At 71.9% G+C, this 16,069-nt stretch carries 15 protein-coding genes; 13 read left to right on the top strand and 2 right to left on the bottom strand.

The features are described 5' to 3' along the window. Positions 1 to 46: 46 nt before the first annotated feature. Positions 47 to 649, top strand: a complete 603-nt coding sequence (locus ACTOWY_RS12765) for an HAD family hydrolase (protein ID WP_441309804.1) — start codon at positions 47 to 49, stop codon at positions 647 to 649. On the opposite strand, the gene ACTOWY_RS12760 is transcribed toward ACTOWY_RS12765, so the two are convergent. Then, complete coding sequence (locus ACTOWY_RS12760; protein ID WP_441309803.1) at positions 641 to 3,673, bottom strand: S8 family peptidase; 3,033 nt, start codon at positions 3,671 to 3,673, stop codon at positions 641 to 643. The genes ACTOWY_RS12765 and ACTOWY_RS12760 overlap by 9 nt on opposite strands. A gap of 118 nt (positions 3,674 to 3,791) precedes the next feature. On the opposite strand from ACTOWY_RS12760, the gene ACTOWY_RS12755 reads away from it, so the two are divergent. Genes ACTOWY_RS12755 through ACTOWY_RS12715 form a run of 9 tightly spaced genes read left to right on the top strand, consistent with a single transcriptional unit; the run spans position 3,792 to position 12,471 of the window. After that, positions 3,792 to 4,658 (top strand): fumarylacetoacetate hydrolase family protein, encoded by an 867-nt coding sequence (locus tag ACTOWY_RS12755; RefSeq protein WP_441309802.1) that lies wholly within the window; start codon positions 3,792 to 3,794, stop codon positions 4,656 to 4,658. Between the two features lies 1 nt (position 4,659). Next, entirely contained in the window at positions 4,660 to 5,961 is a 1,302-nt protein-coding gene (locus ACTOWY_RS12750; RefSeq protein ID WP_441309801.1) for an enolase C-terminal domain-like protein, read from the top strand. Beyond that, on the top strand, positions 5,958 to 6,713 hold the full coding sequence (locus ACTOWY_RS12745; protein WP_441309800.1) for an SDR family NAD(P)-dependent oxidoreductase: 756 nt from the start codon (positions 5,958 to 5,960) through the stop codon (positions 6,711 to 6,713). Before ACTOWY_RS12750 ends, ACTOWY_RS12745 begins: the two co-directional genes overlap by 4 nt. Before the next feature lie 34 nt (positions 6,714 to 6,747). After that, positions 6,748 to 7,785 (top strand): sugar ABC transporter substrate-binding protein, encoded by a 1,038-nt coding sequence (locus tag ACTOWY_RS12740; protein ID WP_441309799.1) that lies wholly within the window; start codon positions 6,748 to 6,750, stop codon positions 7,783 to 7,785. Then, a complete protein-coding gene (locus ACTOWY_RS12735) occupies positions 7,782 to 9,296 on the top strand; it encodes a sugar ABC transporter ATP-binding protein (protein WP_441309798.1) in 1,515 nt (504 codons plus the stop codon). Before ACTOWY_RS12740 ends, ACTOWY_RS12735 begins: the two co-directional genes overlap by 4 nt. Continuing rightward, positions 9,286 to 10,281, top strand: coding sequence for an ABC transporter permease (locus ACTOWY_RS12730; RefSeq protein WP_185001382.1), 996 nt, complete (start codon positions 9,286 to 9,288; stop codon positions 10,279 to 10,281). Before ACTOWY_RS12735 ends, ACTOWY_RS12730 begins: the two co-directional genes overlap by 11 nt. Continuing rightward, positions 10,281 to 10,589 carry an L-rhamnose mutarotase gene (locus ACTOWY_RS12725; RefSeq protein WP_441309797.1) on the top strand — a complete coding sequence of 103 codons (309 nt, stop codon included), beginning with the start codon at positions 10,281 to 10,283 and terminating at the stop codon, positions 10,587 to 10,589. The genes ACTOWY_RS12730 and ACTOWY_RS12725 overlap by 1 nt, the downstream gene beginning before the upstream one ends. Beyond that, on the top strand, positions 10,586 to 11,581 hold the full coding sequence (locus ACTOWY_RS12720; RefSeq protein ID WP_441309796.1) for an aldo/keto reductase: 996 nt from the start codon (positions 10,586 to 10,588) through the stop codon (positions 11,579 to 11,581). The genes ACTOWY_RS12725 and ACTOWY_RS12720 overlap by 4 nt, the downstream gene beginning before the upstream one ends. Continuing rightward, positions 11,578 to 12,471 carry an amidohydrolase family protein gene (locus ACTOWY_RS12715; protein WP_441309795.1) on the top strand — a complete coding sequence of 298 codons (894 nt, stop codon included), beginning with the start codon at positions 11,578 to 11,580 and terminating at the stop codon, positions 12,469 to 12,471. Before ACTOWY_RS12720 ends, ACTOWY_RS12715 begins: the two co-directional genes overlap by 4 nt. Here ACTOWY_RS12715 and ACTOWY_RS12710 read toward each other — a convergent pair. Then, the gene (locus ACTOWY_RS12710) at positions 12,421 to 13,095 is read right to left on the bottom strand and encodes a FadR/GntR family transcriptional regulator (protein ID WP_247761477.1); all 675 of its coding nucleotides are present in this window, start codon (positions 13,093 to 13,095) and stop codon (positions 12,421 to 12,423) included. The two genes, ACTOWY_RS12715 and ACTOWY_RS12710, sit on opposite strands and share 51 nt — an antisense overlap. 235 nt (positions 13,096 to 13,330) lie before the next feature. Here ACTOWY_RS12710 and ACTOWY_RS12705 point away from each other — a divergent pair, with 235 nt between their 5' ends. From ACTOWY_RS12705 to ACTOWY_RS12695, 3 genes are all read left to right on the top strand, one after another. Then, a complete protein-coding gene (locus ACTOWY_RS12705) occupies positions 13,331 to 14,521 on the top strand; it encodes an N-acetylglucosamine-6-phosphate deacetylase (protein WP_441309794.1) in 1,191 nt (396 codons plus the stop codon). Between the two features lie 142 nt (positions 14,522 to 14,663). Continuing rightward, a complete protein-coding gene (locus tag ACTOWY_RS12700) occupies positions 14,664 to 15,308 on the top strand; it encodes a type IV toxin-antitoxin system AbiEi family antitoxin domain-containing protein (RefSeq protein WP_441309793.1) in 645 nt (214 codons plus the stop codon). Further along, the gene (locus ACTOWY_RS12695) at positions 15,301 to 16,059 is read left to right on the top strand and encodes a nucleotidyl transferase AbiEii/AbiGii toxin family protein (protein WP_441309792.1); all 759 of its coding nucleotides are present in this window, start codon (positions 15,301 to 15,303) and stop codon (positions 16,057 to 16,059) included. The genes ACTOWY_RS12700 and ACTOWY_RS12695 overlap by 8 nt, the downstream gene beginning before the upstream one ends. Positions 16,060 to 16,069 lie beyond the last annotated feature (10 nt).

Here is a 16,069-nt window from a genome sequence, read left to right as displayed (position 1 = left end):
CAGAAAATTTCCTGGGGAGGAACAGGGGGCGGCTGCCGTGTTCCACATGGATGTGCCACCGCTACTACCGGGGCACCGCTCGTTCGACGCAGTGGTCTTCGATCTGGACGGCACGCTGGTCGACTCGCACGCGGTGCACCGGGCCGCGTTGCGGGAGGTCTTCGCTCGGCACGGGTTGAGTGTGCCCGCCACCGCAGGGGAACCGGAGGGAATCGCGTTCACCGACTGGGCGGCCCGGCTGGTGCACCGGGGTGTGCTGCCCAGGGACCTGCCCATGCGCGAGCTGCAACAGGAGATCCAGCGCGCGGTGCTGGGCAGGCTGGCGCAGGTGCGTGAGGTGCCCAGGGTGGTCGCGATGGCCCGCTGGGCACAGGGCCGGGTGCCCACCGCGGTGACCACCAGCAGCAGCCGGGGCACCGCGCAGGCCATCCTGCTGGCCACCGGCCTGCGCGGGCTGTTCGACGTGCTGATCACCAGGGAGCAGGTCATGCGCGGCAAACCGGCTCCCGACCTGTTCCTGCTGGCCGCCACCGTGCTCGGCGCGGTGCCCGCCCGCTGCCTGGTGTTCGAGGACACCGAGAGCGGGCTGTACGCGGCCGGGCGGGCAGGCATGCGCGCGGTGGACATCCGACCGCACCGCTCAGGCTGACGGCAGCACCCGCGCCCGCGCGCCACTGCCGTTGTGGTGGTGCAGCACCAGCAGGTCCGGCCAGCCGACGCCGTGCTGTTGCAGGATCAGGCTGTTGCCCGGCTGGGCCGCGTAGACCAGCGAGGGCTGGCCGGAGCCCTTGGTGAACACCTTGGGCTGCAACGGGTCGAAGGCCATCGGGGTGCTGATCTCGCCGTCGCCCCACGGCCCCTGCACGCCCGCGACGTAGCTCAGCGGCGCGGAGTTGGCCTCGGGCGCGATGTTGAGGGCGAGCAGGGACACCGGCAGCACAATCACGTTGCTGTCGTAGAGGTTCGCGTCGGTGTCGCCGCCGAGTCCGTTCAGCGGTTGCACGTCCACGGTCAGCGGGCCCTCGGGCAGGGTCAGGTCGTCGGTGCGGGCGACCAGCAGGTCGGTGCCGGGCACCCGGGTGGCCAGGACCCGGAACTCGGGCCGGGCGTCACCGGTGGTGCTGATCTCCACGTACGGCGTGACCGTGCCGCCGAGCAGGGCCCAGTCCCGTTTGGCGGCCAGGCCGAAGCCGAGCATCCCGCGGGCGCCTTCCAGTGGCGCGGTGCTGGTGGCGCCGACGTGCCGCAGTTCGCCGTCGGAGCTGCCGTGCAGCTCGAACACGCTGGCCAGCGAGCGGTAGCCGAGGCTGCCCGCGCCCTGGTTCAGCCCGTCGCCGGTGAACCGCAGCAGCCGCCGGTCGCCGCTGCGCAGTAGTTCGAGGCCGTTGTGCGCCACCGGTTTCGGCGCGGCGTGCACCGGCACCCGCAGGGCGGGGCCGGTGTCCGGGGTGAGCAGCAGGCGGCCGGAGACATCGGGCAGGAACTGCCGGGGCAGGCCGTCCTCGGTGAGCGCGACGGTCGGGTCCGGGGTGCGCCGCAGCACCGAGGGCTCGACGTCCAGGGTGATCTTGACCTGCGCCGAGCCGCCCGCCGGGACGGTCACCGCGGCCGGTTCCACCCGGATCCGCGCGCCGGGCATGGTGGTGGCCGCGGCGTAGCCGGTGCGCACCGTGCGCGCACCGCCCTTGCTGCGGATGATCACGTTGCGGGACAACGAGACCGGCGCTTCCGCCTGCACCGCCCCGAAGGTGACGCTGACCGCCTCGGGTGCCTCGGCGGCGTAGGCGAGCAGGTCGGTCTCCAGTGCGGCCACGGCCTGCGCCCGGCCCGCGCCACTGCGCCGAGGGCCGGTCACCGCGGCCTGGTGCCGGATGTCCGCGCCCGCGGTGTTCATCAGCGCCGCCTTGACCTCCGCCGGGGTCCAGTCCGGCCGCCGCTGCCGCAGCAGCGCGGCCAGGCCGGCCACGTGCGGGGCGGCCATCGAGGTGCCGGTCTGCACCGAGACGCCGCTGCCGGTGCCACTGGCCGCCGAGGCGATGGTCTCGCCCGGCGCGGCCAGATCCGGTTTCACCGCGGGGAAGTGCACGCCGCGCGCGGAGGACGGGCTGATCGTGTCGGTCAGTTCGGGCTTGCTGGCCGGGACCGCGTTGCGGCCCTCGCCGGACAGCCGCACCCGCAGCGTTCCGGCCTTGGCCGCCTCGGCCAGTCCGGCGGCGCTGGTCGCGGTGAACTGGAACACCGGGATCTCCGGCACGCCGCTGATCCCGGCGGTGAAATCGTCCACCGTGGAGGACAGCAGCACCCCGGCCGCGCCCGCGGCGTGCGCCCAGGTGGCCCGCGGCGCGGAACCGCAGGCGCGGCGGGAGCCGTCCTCGTCCCAGTCCAGCCAGACCAGCTTGTCCCGCACCGCGGCGGTCTCCGCGGCGGAGTACTCGCGGCAGCCGTCCGGGTTCTCCGGCAGTGGCACCACCGGCCGGGTCAGGTCGAGCTGGGCGTAGCCGGGGTAGCTGATGCTGAACTGCCCTGCCCGCTGACCCGCGAGTGGTTGCGGGGCGAGCACGGTGGCCGCGTCGCGCAGCAGGTAGGCGTCCCGGCTGTTGGCCACGGTGAGCGCCTCGGGGGTGTTGCCGGGGGAGCCGCCCGCGCCGTAGAGGTCGCCGCCGTTGCCCGCCGAGGCCACCACCAGCGCGCCGTGCGCGGTGAGCTTGCGGGTGAACAGCGCCTCCGGGCTGTCCGGATCGCCGAAATCACTGCCAAGGGACAGGTTCACCACGTCGAGCCGGTCGGCCGGGTCGCCGTCGCCGTTGGGGTCCAGGGCCCGGTCCAGGGCCGCGGTGACCAGGTCGGTGCCGCCGGCGCAGCCGAACACCTTGATCGCGTACAGCTTCGCCAGCGGCGCCGCGCCCGGCCCGATCCGCAGGCCGCCGACGTCCAGGTCCCGGTAGCCGGTGACCGGTGTGCCGTCCTTGCGCACGCCGAATCCGGCCGCGCTGCCTGCCACGTGCGTGCCGTGGCCGCCGCAGGAGAGCGGATTGTCATCGGGCTTGGGCGGGACGCCGCGGACCGGGTCGTAGGCGTCCCCGGCCAGGTCAACGCCGCCGATCACCTTGGCGGTCGGGAAGAACCGGGGATCCGCCTTGGCCGGGTCCAGCGCGGCGAAGGAACCGGTGCCGCCGAAGTCGGCGTGGGTGTAGTCGATGCCGTCGTCCACGATGCCGATCCGCACCCCCTCGCCGAGCGCGCCCAGGCGCTGCCAGGCGGCCACCGCGCCGGTCAGCGGGCCCGCGCCCGCGTTGCTGCGGAAGTGCCGGGTGGCCGGGCGCACCGAGCGCACCTCGGGCGATCCGGCCAGCTCGCGCAGGGCCGCCGCCTCCGCCCGGACCAGCAACCCGGCCACCGCGGTGGTCCGGCGCAGCAGCCGGGACCGGGCGTCCCTGCTCCGCAACCGGTTCACCACCTGCTCTCCGGCGCGGGCCCCGCTCAGTTCCACGAAGGCGGTGACCGGACCGGACCGGCCGGCCAGCGTGCTCGCGCCCATTCGTGGCAGCGCTCCCACCCGGGGTGTGCCCAGGCCAGGCGCGAGTAGTGGCTCTTCCAGCGCCCCCGCTGGCACCGCGCCACCGGCGCAGAGCAGCGCGGCGAGGCTGAGCAGGGCAAGACTGCGCTTATTCATCCGAGGTGTTTACCGTTCATTCGACGTGAGGGTTGCCAGGGGCACTAGACACCCGGCTAAGTTGGCGATATACATCCGATGTCTGGGCATGACTCCGGAGAAGACGAGGAGTGACACCGTGCAGCTCTTGCGGCTTGGCGACCCTGGCAGCGAGGCGCCCGCGGTGCGTGCCGGCGACGGCACGCTCCACGACCTGCGCCCGCTGACCGCGGACATCACCGGCGCCTTCCTCGCCGCCGACGGGCTGGCCCGCACCGCCGCGGCGCTGGCCGCGGGCGAGCTGCCGGTGCTGGCCGATCCCGGCGACGGCTCCGGCCTGCGGGTCGGGCCGCCCATTGCGCAACCCGGCAAGATCGTCTGCATCGGCCTCAACTACCGCGACCACGCCGAGGAGACCGGGGCCGAGCTGCCGGCCGAGCCGGTGATGTTCATGAAGGCTCCGGACACCTTGGTCGGACCGTACGACGAGGTGCTGGTGCCGCGCCGCTCGGTCAAGACGGACTGGGAGGTCGAACTCGGTGTGATCATCGGCAAGACCGCCCGGTACCTGGAGGACCACGAGAGCGCACTCGATTGCGTTGCCGGGTACGCGGTCTCGCACGACGTCTCCGAACGCGAGTTCCAGCTGGAGCGCGGCGGCACCTGGGACAAGGGCAAATCCTGCGAGACCTTCAACCCGCTCGGCCCGTACCTGGTGCCCGCGAGCGAGGTCGGCGATGTGCAGTCGCTGGCGCTGAAGCTCTCGGTCAACGGCGTGTCCCGGCAGGACGGCAGCACCAAGAACATGATCTTCTCGGTGGCCGAGTGCATCCGCTACCTGAGCCAGTTCCTGGTGCTGCGGCCCGGCGACCTGATCAACACCGGCACCCCGGCGGGTGTGGCCCTCGGCCAGGCCGAGCCCAAGCCCTACCTGCGCGCGGGCGATGTGGTGGAGCTGGAGATCGAGGGCCTCGGCCGTCAGCGGCAGAGTTTCGGGCAGGCCTGAGATGCCCCTGATCACCGCGGTGGACGTGCTCGACGTCCGCTTCCCCACCTCGCGTGAGCTGGACGGCTCGGACGCGATGAACCCCGACCCCGACTACTCCGCGGCCTACGTGGTGCTGCGCACCGACGACGGCGCCGTCGGCCACGGCTTCGCCTTCACCATCGGCCGCGGCAACGACGTGCAGGCCGCCGCGATCCAGGCGCTGTCCCCGCACCTGGTCGGCGCGCCCGCGCCGACCACCGCGGCCGAACTGGGCGCGCTGTCCCGGCGGCTGATCGGCGACTCGCAGCTGCGCTGGCTGGGCCCGGAGAAGGGCGTGGTGCACATGGCGGTCGGCGCGGTGGTCAACGCCGCCTGGGACCTGGCCGCCCGCGCCGCCGGGTTACCGCTGTGGCGCTTCCTGGCCGGGCTGACCCCGGAGGAGATCGTCAGCCTGGTCGACTTCCGCTACCTCACCGACGTGCTCACCCCCGAGCAGGCGCTGGAGATCCTGCGAGCGGGCCAGGCGGGCAAGGCGGAGCGGATCGAGAAGCTGCTGGCCGAGGGCTACCCGGCCTACACCACCTCGCCCGGCTGGCTCGGCTACAGCGACGAGAAGCTCACCCGGCTCACCCGCGAGGCGGTCCAGGACGGCTTCGGGATGATCAAGCTCAAGGTCGGCGGCGACCTGGACGACGATGTGCGCCGGATGAAGCTGGCCCGCGAGGTGGTCGGCCCGGACTACCCGATCGCGGTGGACGCCAACCAGCGCTGGGACGTGGCCGACGCGGTGGCCTGGATGCAGGCGCTGGCCCCCTACCGGCCGTACTGGATCGAGGAGCCCACCTCCCCGGACGACGTGCTCGGCCACCAGGCCATCGCCGAGGCGGTGCACCCGATCAAGGTGGCCACCGGCGAGCACGTGCACAACCGGGTGATGTTCAAACAGCTGCTGTCGGCCGGGGCTATCGACGTGCTGCAACTGGACGCGGCCAGGGTCGGCGGGGTCAACGAGAACCTGGCCATCCTGCTGCTCGCGGCCAAGTTCGGCGTGCCGGTCTGCCCGCACGCAGGCGGGGTCGGACTGTGCGAACTGGTGCAGCACCTGGCGATGTTCGACTACGTTGCCGTCTCGGGAAGCCTGGACGGTCGGGTGATCGAATGGGTGGACCACCTGCACGAGCACTTCGCCGACCCGGCCATCGTGCGCGACGGCCGGTACCGCACACCCACCACCCCGGGTTTCTCCGCCGAGATGAAACCAGCCACCCTGCACGGATTCCGCTACCCGGATGGTCCTGAGTGGACGGAGTTGTCCCGATGAGCACCGAGTTCGACGGATTGGTCGCCGTGGTCACCGGCGGCGCCTCCGGCATCGGCCTGGCCACCGCGCGGACGCTGTCCGCACGGGGTGCCAGGGTCGCCTGCCTTGACCTCAACCCCGAGGTCCCGGAACCCCTCTTCGGCGTGCGCTGCGATGTCGCCGAGGACGCCACCGTGGTGGCCGCCATGGACGCGGTCTTCGCCGAGTTCGGCCGGATCGACATCCTGGTCAACAACGCCGGCATCGGCGCCCAGGGCGATGTGGGCGCCAACCCGGACGAGGAATGGGCCAGGGTGCTGGACATCAACGTGATCGGCATGGCCAGGGTCAGCCGGGCCGCGCTGCCCCACCTGCGCCGCTCCCCGGCCGCCGCGATCGTGAACACCTGCTCCATCGCCGCCTGGGCCGGACTGCCCCAGCGCGCGCTGTACTCGGCCAGCAAGGGCGCGGTCTACGGACTCACCCTGGCCATGGCCGCCGACCACGTGCGCGAGGGCATCCGGGTCAACTGCGTGGCGCCGGGCACCGTGGACACCCCCTGGGTGGGCCGCCTGCTCGACGCCGCGCCCGATCCGGCCGCCGAACGCGCCGCGCTCTCCGCGCGCCAGCCCACCGGCCGCCTGGTCTCCGCCGACGAGGTGGCCAATGCCATCGCCTACCTCGCCGGACCCGCCTCGGGTGCCACCGTCGGCACCGTGCTCGCCGTGGACGGCGGGATGCACGGGTTGCGGCTGCGGCCGCAACCCAGTTGAGATCATCTCCACCACCGAGTCAAGGAGGACCGTGGTGCGTTCCCACGTCCGCAACCTCGCGGCCGCCGCCGTCGTGCTCACCACCGTGCTTGCGGGCTGTGGCACCACGAACAGCCCCGGCGGGCAGCAGAACACCGGCGGGACCGGTCAGGTCGGCGCCACGGTGCCGCTGCTGACCTCGCCGTTCTGGCAGGCCTACAACAACTACGTGCCCAAGATGGCAGGCGAAGCCGGCGTGCAGGCGCTGCCCACGGTCAACGCCAACAGCGATCCGGCCAAGCTGATCACCGATATGACCAACCTGCTCAACCAGGGCGTCAAGGGCCTGGTGGTCACCCCGCTGGACTCCGCGGCGGTGGTCGCCGGACTGGCCCAGGCCGACCGCAAGGGCGTGCCGGTGGTCGCGGTGGACGTGGCCCCGGAAAGCGGCAAGGTGGCCATGGTGGTGCGCGCGGACAACCGCGCCTACGGCACCAAGGCCTGCGAGCACATCGGCGAGAAGGTCAAGCAGGGCAAGGTCGTGCAGATCCAGGGCGACCTCGCCTCGGTCAACGGCCGGGACCGCTCCGAGGCCTTCCGCGAGTGCATGACCGGCAAGTTCCCCGGCATCCAGATCCTGGACCTGCCCGCGGAGTGGAAGGCGGAGAAGGCATCCTCCGGCCTGGAGTCGCTGCTCACCGCCAACCCGGACGTCAAGGGCGTGTACATGCAGGCGGGCGGCGTGTACCTGGCGCCGACGTTGCAGGCCCTCAAGCGCAAGAACCTGCTGCACCCGGTCGGCGACCCCCGGCACGTGGTCGCGGTCAGCAACGACGGCATCCCGCAGGAGTTCGAGGCCATCCGCAAGGGCGAGATCGACGCCACCGTGTCCCAGCCCGCCGACGCCTACGCCAAGTACGGCATGTACTGGATCAAGAAGGCGATGGCCGGCGAGACCTTCAAGGCCGGTCCGACCGACCACGGCAGCACCATCGTCGAGGTCCGGCCCGGCATCCTGGAGGACCAGCTGCCCGCGCCGCTGGTGACCAAGGCGAACGTGGACGACAAGGCGCTGTGGGGCAACCAGCTGTGAGCGCACCCGCCGCGCCGGTGGTCGAAGCGCTGGGGATCACCCGGCGCTTCGGCCCCACCACCGCGCTCCACGACGTCGGTATCACCGTCCGCCCCGGTGAGTCGCACGCCCTGGTGGGCCGCAACGGGGCAGGCAAGTCCACCCTGGTGTCCGTCCTCACTGGACTGTCCAAACCGGACAGTGGCACGGTCGCCTTCAACGGCGAACCGGCCCCGCCGGTGGCCGACCGGGAAGCCTGGCGGCAGCGGGTGGCGTGTGTGTACCAGCACTCCACGGTCATCCCGGAACTCACCGTGGCGGAGAACCTCTTCCTCAACCGGCAGCCCAGCCGCCGCGGCGTGATCCGCTGGTCCGCGCTGCGCCGGGAAGCCGCCGACCTGCTCGCCGCCTGGGGCGTGGACGTCTCGGTGGACGCCCTCGCCGGTGAGCTGGACGTGGAGCAGCGGCAGCTGGTGGAGATCGCCCGCGCGCTCTCCTACGGCGCCCGGTTCATCATCCTGGACGAACCCACCGCGCAACTGGACAGCCACGCCATCGCCCGGCTCTTCGAGCGCATGCACCAGCTCCAGTCCGCCGGGGTCACCTTCCTGTTCATCTCCCACCACCTGCAAGAGGTGTATGAGGTGTGCCAGGCGGTGACCGTGCTGCGCGACGCCCGGCACATCGTCACCGCCCCGGTCGGCGACCTCACCCGGAGCCAGCTGGTGGACGCCATGACCGGCGAGTCCGGCGGTCTCGCGGTGGCTGACGGGGCCGAGCGGGAACCGTTGCCGGACAACGCCTCCGTCGCGCTGACAGTGCGTGGGCTGAGCGGCGCGGGCTTCGCCGACGTCTCCTTCCGGCTGCGCCGCGGCGAGGTGCTGGGCCTGGCGGGCAGCAACGCCTCCGGCAAGCACCAGGTCGCGGAAACCGTGTACGGGCTGCGGAAACCCGACGCGGGCGCGGTCGAGGTGGCCGGCGCTCCGCTCAAGCCAGGGGACGTGCTGGCCGCGCTGCACGCCGGGATCGGCTGTGTGCCAAGGTCCCGGCACGACCAGGGCCTGGTGCTGGGCATGTCCATCGGCGACAACGCCACCATGAGCGTGCTCGACCGGCTCGGCCCGGCCGGGTTCACCCCGCCGAAGGCCGTGCGCGGCAAGGGCGCCACCGCGATCGCCGAGTTCGGCGTGGTCGCCAAGGACGCCGATCAGCCGGTCAGCGACCTCTCCGGCGGCAACCAGCAGAAGGTCGTGATGGCCCGTGCGCTGGCCAACGACCCCGAGGTGCTCATCATGATCAACCCGACCGCCGGGGTGGACGTGAAGTCCAAACAGGCCCTGCTGGCCGTGGCCGACCGGGTCCGCGCCGAGGGCAAGGCGGTGCTGATCGTCAGCGACGAGCTGGACGACCTACGCCCGTGCGACCGGGTGCTGGTCATGCGCGCCGGAGTCCTGGCCGCCGAACACCCGGCGGGCTGGGCCGATGGCGAACTCGTGGCTTCCATCGAAGGAGTAGAACTCGATGGCGACTGAAACCGCCGCCCCCCAACGGATCCGCCTGGCAAGGCTGCGCGATCTGGCCCTGCTGCCCGCACTCGCGGTGGTGGTGCTGATCGGCGGACTGGTCAACGACCGGTTCCTCAGCACTGACAACCTGGTCGCCGTGCTCGGCGCCTCGGCCGCACTGGCCCTGGTCGTGCTCGGGGAGACCCTGGTGCTGCTGACCGGCAAGTTCGACCTGTCCCTGGAGTCCACCGTGGGCATCGCGCCCGCGATCGGCGCGCTGCTGGCCATCCCGGCGGCCAGCGGCATCGGCTGGTTCGACAGCCCGCTGCCGTCCTGGCTGGCCATCCTGGCCGTGCTGGTGGTGGGCGCGATCGTGGGGCTGTTCAACGGATTCCTGGTGGTCAAGCTCCAGCTCAACGCGTTCATCGTGACCCTGGCGATGCTGATCATCCTGCGCGGTCTGCTGGTCGGCTCCACCGAGGGCAAGACCCTCTTCCAGATGCCGGATGCCTTCTTCGCCCTGGCCACCAACACCTTCCTCGGCCTGCCGATCTCGGTGTGGCTGGCCGGGGTGGCCTACCTGGTGGCCGGTTTCCTGTTGCGCTACCACCGGATCGGCCGCGCGCTCTACGCCATCGGCGGCAACGCCCAGGCCGCTCGCGCCGCCGGTATCCGGGTGGACCGGATCGCCTGGTCGGTGTTCATCGTGGCCGGCGTGCTGGCCGCGATCGGCGGACTCATCCAGACCGGCTACGTGGGCGCGCTCAGCGCGGGCCAGGGCGACCGGATGATCTTCACCGTGTTCGCCGCCGCGGTCATCGGCGGCATCTCCCTGGACGGCGGCAAGGGCACCCTGTTCGGCGCACTCACCGGCGTGCTGCTGCTGGGCGTGGTGGACAACCTGCTCACCGCGGCCCAGGTGCCCTCGTTCTGGATCCAGGCGGTCTACGGCGCGGTCATCCTCGGCGCGCTGATGCTGGCCAGGGTCACCAGTGGAAAGGCGCAGACCTGATGGAGACAGTGCTGCACACCCGGCTCAAGCCGGGCATGGAGGCCGAGTACGAGCGGGTGCACGCGATCATCCCGCCCGAGCTGGACACCGCGCTGCGCGAGGCCGGGGTCCGCTCGTGGCGGATCTGGCGCAGCGGGCTGGACCTGTTCCACCTGGTTGATTGCGCGGACTACGCGGCCATGCGCGCGTACCTGCGCGAGCACCCGGCCAGCGTGCCCTGGCAGGCCAGGATGGCCGAGCTGCTGGAGGTGTCCGACGACTACTCGGGCGCCGAACCCGAGATCCGACTTGTCTGGGAGCTGCCGTGAGGACCGCCACCCTCGGCCGGACCACCGTGCCGGTGACCGCGCTGGGCTTCGGCGCCGCGCCGATCGGCAACCTCTACCGCGCGGTGCCGGACGCGGACGCCTACGACGCGGTCCGCGCCGCCTGGGCCGCCGGGGTGCGCTACTTCGACACCGCGCCGCACTACGGCCTCGGCCTGTCCGAACGCCGCCTCGGCGCGGTGCTGGCCGGGCTCCCCAGGGCGGAGTTCGTGGTCTCCACCAAGGTCGGCCGCCTGCTCGCCGAGTACGAACCCGGCGGCGACGACCTGGACGACGGCTTCGACGTGCTGGCCACCCACCGCAGGGTGTGGGACTTCAGCGCCGACGGCGTTCGCCGCTCGCTGGAGTCCTCTTTGGACCGGCTGGGCCTGGACCGGGTGGACGTGGTGCTGCTGCACGATCCCGACAATCATTGGGCGGAGGCAGCTGGAAAGGGCTTCCCCGCACTGGCCGAACTGCGCGACCAGGGCGTGATCGGCGCGATCGGCGTCGGCATGAACCAGTGGGAGATGCCAGCCAGGTTCATCCGGGAGACCGAGATCGACGTGGTGATGCTGGCCGGCCGCTACTCGCTGCTGGAACAGCCCGCCGCGGCCGAGTTCCTGCCGCTGTGCCTGGAGCACAAGGTGTCCGTGCTGGCCGCGGGCGTGTTCAACTCGGGTCTGCTGTCCCGGCACGAGATCCCGGTGGGCGCCAAGTACAACTACGCCGACGCTCCGCCGGAGCTGGTGGACCGGGCCCGCGCGATCGCGGCGGTGTGCGAGCGGCACGGCGTCACGCTGCCGCAGGCCGCCATCCAGTTCGCCTTCGGCCATCCGGCGATCGCCTCGGTGGTGATCGGGGCCCGCACCGGCGCGCAGATGAGCCAGAACGCCGACCTGGTGGCTAATCCGGTGCCGCCCGCGCTGTGGGCCGAGCTGCGTGCACGGGACCTGCTGGCCGCCGACGTCTCCGGCCCCGGCGAGGACGCGTGAGGATCGACGCGCACCAGCACCTGTGGGACCTGTCGGTGCGCACCCAGGACTGGCTGGCCGGGCCGGAGATGGCGCCGATCAACCGGAGCTTCATCCTGCCCGACCTGCACCACGTCACCGCGGCCACCGGCATCGGGGCCACCGTGCTGGTGCAGACTGTCACGGTGGCCGAGGAGACCCCGGAGTTCCTGGTCTTCGCCGAGGCGTCCGAGATCGTGGCCGCGGTGGTCGGCTGGACCGACCTGACCGCCCCGGACATCGCCGACACCCTGGCGGGGCTGCGGGAAGGCCACGGCGGCCGGTGGCTGCGCGGCATCCGGCACCAGGTGCAGGGCGAGGCCGACCCGCGCTGGCTGTGCCGCCCGGACGTGCGCCGTGGGCTGGCCGCGGTGGCCGCCGCCGGACTGTCCTACGACCTGCTCACCCTGCCGCACCAGCTGCCCGCGGCCGTCGAGACCGCCCAGGCGTTGCCGGAACTGTCCTTCGTGCTCGACCACTGCTCCAAGCCGCCGATCGCCAGTGGCGAGCTGGAGCCGTGGGCGAGTGAGCTGCGGGCACTGGCCGCGCTGCCGAATGTGACCTGCAAGCTGTCCGGACTCGTCACCGAGGCCGACTGGGCACAGTGGACGGTCGAACAGTTGCGCCCCTACACCGAGGTGGTGCTGGCCGCGTTTGGCCCCGAACGAGTGATGTTCGGCTCGGACTGGCCGGTCTGCCTGCTGGCCGCGCCGTACGCCACCGTGCTGGAAACAGCCGAGGTACTGACCGATCGGCTCACGCCGACCGAACGGGCCGCCGTGTTCGGCGACACCGCCCGCCGGGTGTACGCGATCAGCCAGTCATCCGAGGTTGCGCAGCCACTGCTCGACACCGGCAACGTGCACGGTTGACCAGGAGCGGGCCAGCTCCGGCTCGTGCGCGGCCAGTGCGTCCACGATCGCCCGGTGCTCGGCCACGGTCCGGTCCACCGCGCCGCCCTGGGCGATGCCGCGCCAGATCCGGGCCCGCACGGTAGGGCCCGCGAGGGTGTCCAGCAGCTGGGCCAGGTAGGCGTTCCCGGCGGCCTGGGCGATCCGGCGGTGGAACTCCAGATCCAGCTCGACCAGGCGTTCCACCGAGTCGGAGCGTTCGGTCTCCTCGCACAGCTCGCGCAGCGCGGCGATGTCCTTCTCGTCGATGCGCACCGCCGCGATGGCCGCGCAGGCCGGTTCGAGGACCCGGCGGACCTCCAGCACCTCCAGCACGGATTCCTCGCCGCGATGCAGGTCCAGCACGAAGCTGAGCGCGCCGAGCAGCTCGTCCGCGCGCAGGCTGGAGACGTAGGTGCCATCGCCCTGCCGCACATCCAAGACCCGGACCAGCGACAACGCCTTCACCGCCTCGCGCAGCGAGTTCCGGGACAGGCCTAGCCGCTCGGCCAGATCGGCCTCCCTTGGCAGCCGGTCACCCGGCTTCAGCTCGCCGGAGACGATCATTTCCTTGACGCGCAAAATGGCGTCATCGGTGACGGCCACTGCCACCCCCGTTTCGCGAGCCGGTACACACCTCGGATGTTTCCGCCCAGTATGCGGCATCGAACCGGCTCAGTTGCGCATTGCTCCATTTGGCGTAATCTGGGCGCTGCCCGCCTCACCCCGCCCCCTCGGTGAGGCGGGCTCTGTCACGTCCGGGGGCCTTCCGCCCTTCGTAGCTGGACGAGAACGCACACGCCGGGTTACCGTCCTAATGGTCTAAACCATTGGAGGGTCATTGGACGCCGTAGTTGCTGCCCCGAAGGCGCTGTTGGGCAACACCATCTCCGGTCCGGTGACGCTACGCATCCGCGACGGCGAGATCGTCGAGGTCGCGGACAACCCCGGCTACCAAGGGGAAACCGAGGGCCTGCTGAGCCCCGGCCTGGTGGACGTGCAGATCAACGGCGCGGTCGGGGTGGACTTCGCCGACGTGGACGCCGACGGCATGGCCGCCGTCTCCGCCGCGCTGCCGCGCACCGGCGTGACCCGGTTCCTGCCCACCCTGATCACCGCCCCGGTGCCGGAGATCCTGCGCCAGGCGCACCAGGTCCTCGCCGCCGCGGCCGCCCTCCCGGCCGGGTCCGGCGCCCGCCCGCTCGGCCTGCACTTCGAGGGCCCGTTCCTGTCCCCGCTGCGGCACGGCGTGCACAACCCCGGCCTGATGGAACCGCCCAGCCCGGACCGGATCGAGCGCATCCTGGCCGACCCCGCGATCCGCGCCGCGCTGCGCCTGGTCACCCTGGCCCCCGAACAGCCCGGCGGCTTCGAGGCCGTCCGCAGGCTCACCGAGGCAGGCGTGCTGGTCGCCGTCGGCCACACCGACGCCACCGGCGAACAAACTCGCCAGGCAGCGGACCTGGGCGCCCGCATGATCACCCACCTGTTCAACGCGCAACGCCCGCTGGGCCACCGCGAACCCGGCGTCCCCGGCATCGGCCTGGTCGACCAGCGCTACACCCTGGGCCTGATCGCCGACCTGGCCCACGTCGACGGCGACATCTGCCAACTCGTCTTCAACGCCGCCCCCGGCCGCGTCGCCCTGGTCACCGACGCGGTGGCCGCCGCTGGCATGCCCCCCGGCCGCTACCAGCTCGGCGGCGAAGACGTCCTGCTCACCGAAGAGGGCGTCCCCCGCTCCCCAGCGGGCACCATCGCCGGCAGCGCCCTCACCCTGGACCGCGCGGTCCGCAACATGGTCGGCCTGGGCATCCACCCGGGCATCGCCCTGCACGCCGCCACCACCGTCCCCGCCGACGTCCTCGGCGAACCCACCCTGGGCCGCCTGACCCCCGGCGCCCGCGCCGACCTGGTGCTGTGGGACGCGGACCTGCACCCACGCAAGGTCTGGGTCGAGGGCGAACTGGTCTTCGACGCCGAACAATCCGCCCGCAGCACCGTCAACCGCCTGCCCGCCGCGGGCAACTGATCTCCCACTGGATGAGGTGGGGGCGAGAGAGAACACGAGGGCCTCTGCACCGCAACCCGGGCAGGGGCTCTCGCTTATTCCCGGCTTCCACTGCATCATGAGTGGCATGAGCGTAGGGTTGAAGCCTACGGAGGTGCCACTAATGCCCAAGCGTCAACCTGGCCGGTTGCCGTCCCCGCTGCTGCGTCGACCGGTGCGCCTCCTCCGGCCGCAGGACGCAGGCGACTTCTACGCCCACCCGCGTGCGGAGTTCGCGCGTCTGGTGCGGACGGGAGTCCTGCATCGCATCGCGACGGGGTACTACCTGCCCGTCCCCGATGATCACCTCGACCGCGCCTGGCTGCCGGAACTGGAGTCCGTCGCCCTGGGCGCCGCCGCGGCGGATGAGGGCATCGACTCGGTTGCCCTGATGGGGCTCAGCGCCGCCCGGATCCACGGGGCGCTGCCACGGGCCGTGGCGGTGGCCGTGGTGGCGGCATCCCGGCACCGGGCGCCCCTGCGACTGGCCGACCGTGATGCGACCGTCCTCTTCGTACGCCGGGACGTCGCGCGGCTCGACGTCGAGCGCCGTGACCTCGAACTGGGACAGGGCTGGGTGACCACGATCGAGCAGACAGTGCTGGATCTGGCCAGTCGTCCTGAACTCGGCGGCCTGCCTGCCGAAGCAGAGCAGGCGATCCGCGGCCTGTTGCCGATGGCCGATCGTCAGCTGCTGACCGAGCTTGCCACCGCGCAGCGACGGCGTGCCACGCTGAACCGGCTGCCAGGGGAGACCGGCGTTGCTTGATCCGGATGAGGAGTTCGCGGTCGCGCAGGGGTTCGGCGTCGCGCGAAGTCAGGTGCGCCGGGACCACCTGATCTCGCACCTGCTCGCCGCGCTCAGCGATCAGGTCGCCGATCAAGTCGTCTTCTTCGGCGGCACGGCGCTCTCGCGGAGTTTCGTGCCGGCCGGTCGGCTGTCCGAGGACATCGACCTGATCGCGGTAGGACGTCGACGGGACGTCGCCGATGCGGTCGAACGATGTCTCGTGCGGGGAACCCGCCGGGAGTACCCCGGGCTTGGCTGGCGGCAGCGCCTCAGCGAGGTGCGCGATGTCGAGCCCGCGGTGCTCAGTGCCCCGGATGGCACGACCGTGCGCGTACAGCTACTCGGCTCGGTGGGATATCCGCCTTGGCCGACCGCGCCCCGGCCACTTGAGCAGCGATACTCCGATGCCCCTCCGGCCACACTCGTCGTCCCGACACTCGCCTCCTTCGCCGGCTGGAAAACCACTGCCTGGATCGACCGCCTCGCCTCCAGGGACCTGTTCGACCTGTGGTCGTTGGCCGCTCTCGGCGCGATTGACGCCGCCGCCACCGAACTGTTCGCCCGGTATGGGCCGACGAACAGACCGCCGATTCCGGTGATGTTCTCGCGCTGCCCGGAGGAGACCGTGTGGCGCCGGGAGCTGGGCGAGCAGACCCGGCTCCAGATCACCGCCGCCGAGGCGCTGACCACAGTGGCAAAGGCCTGGCGAGACGCGGTCGCCGCGATCTGACGGACACCAG

The sequence above is a fragment of the Crossiella sp. CA198 genome (assembly GCF_052078295.1).
Taxonomy (GTDB): domain Bacteria; phylum Actinomycetota; class Actinomycetes; order Mycobacteriales; family Pseudonocardiaceae; genus Crossiella.
The sequence above is the reverse complement of the archived record's forward strand: the minus strand, read 5'-3'. Positions and strand labels throughout refer to the sequence as shown.

What these genes read in the sequence shown, in the direction of transcription:
- ACTOWY_RS12750 (WP_441309801.1), top strand. Translation starts at nt 4,660, where the DNA reads ATGCCCCTGATCACCGCGGTGGACGTGCTCGACGTCCGCTTCCCCACC.
- ACTOWY_RS12730 (WP_185001382.1), top strand. Translation starts at nt 9,286, where the DNA reads ATGGCGACTGAAACCGCCGCCCCCCAACGGATCCGCCTGGCAAGGCTG.
- ACTOWY_RS12760 (WP_441309803.1), bottom strand. Translation starts at nt 3,673, where the DNA reads ATGAATAAGCGCAGTCTTGCCCTGCTCAGCCTCGCCGCGCTGCTCTGC.
- ACTOWY_RS12700 (WP_441309793.1), top strand. Translation starts at nt 14,664, where the DNA reads ATGCCCAAGCGTCAACCTGGCCGGTTGCCGTCCCCGCTGCTGCGTCGA.
- ACTOWY_RS12765 (WP_441309804.1), top strand. Translation starts at nt 47, where the DNA reads ATGGATGTGCCACCGCTACTACCGGGGCACCGCTCGTTCGACGCAGTG.
- ACTOWY_RS12725 (WP_441309797.1), top strand. Translation starts at nt 10,281, where the DNA reads ATGGAGACAGTGCTGCACACCCGGCTCAAGCCGGGCATGGAGGCCGAG.
- ACTOWY_RS12745 (WP_441309800.1), top strand. Translation starts at nt 5,958, where the DNA reads ATGAGCACCGAGTTCGACGGATTGGTCGCCGTGGTCACCGGCGGCGCC.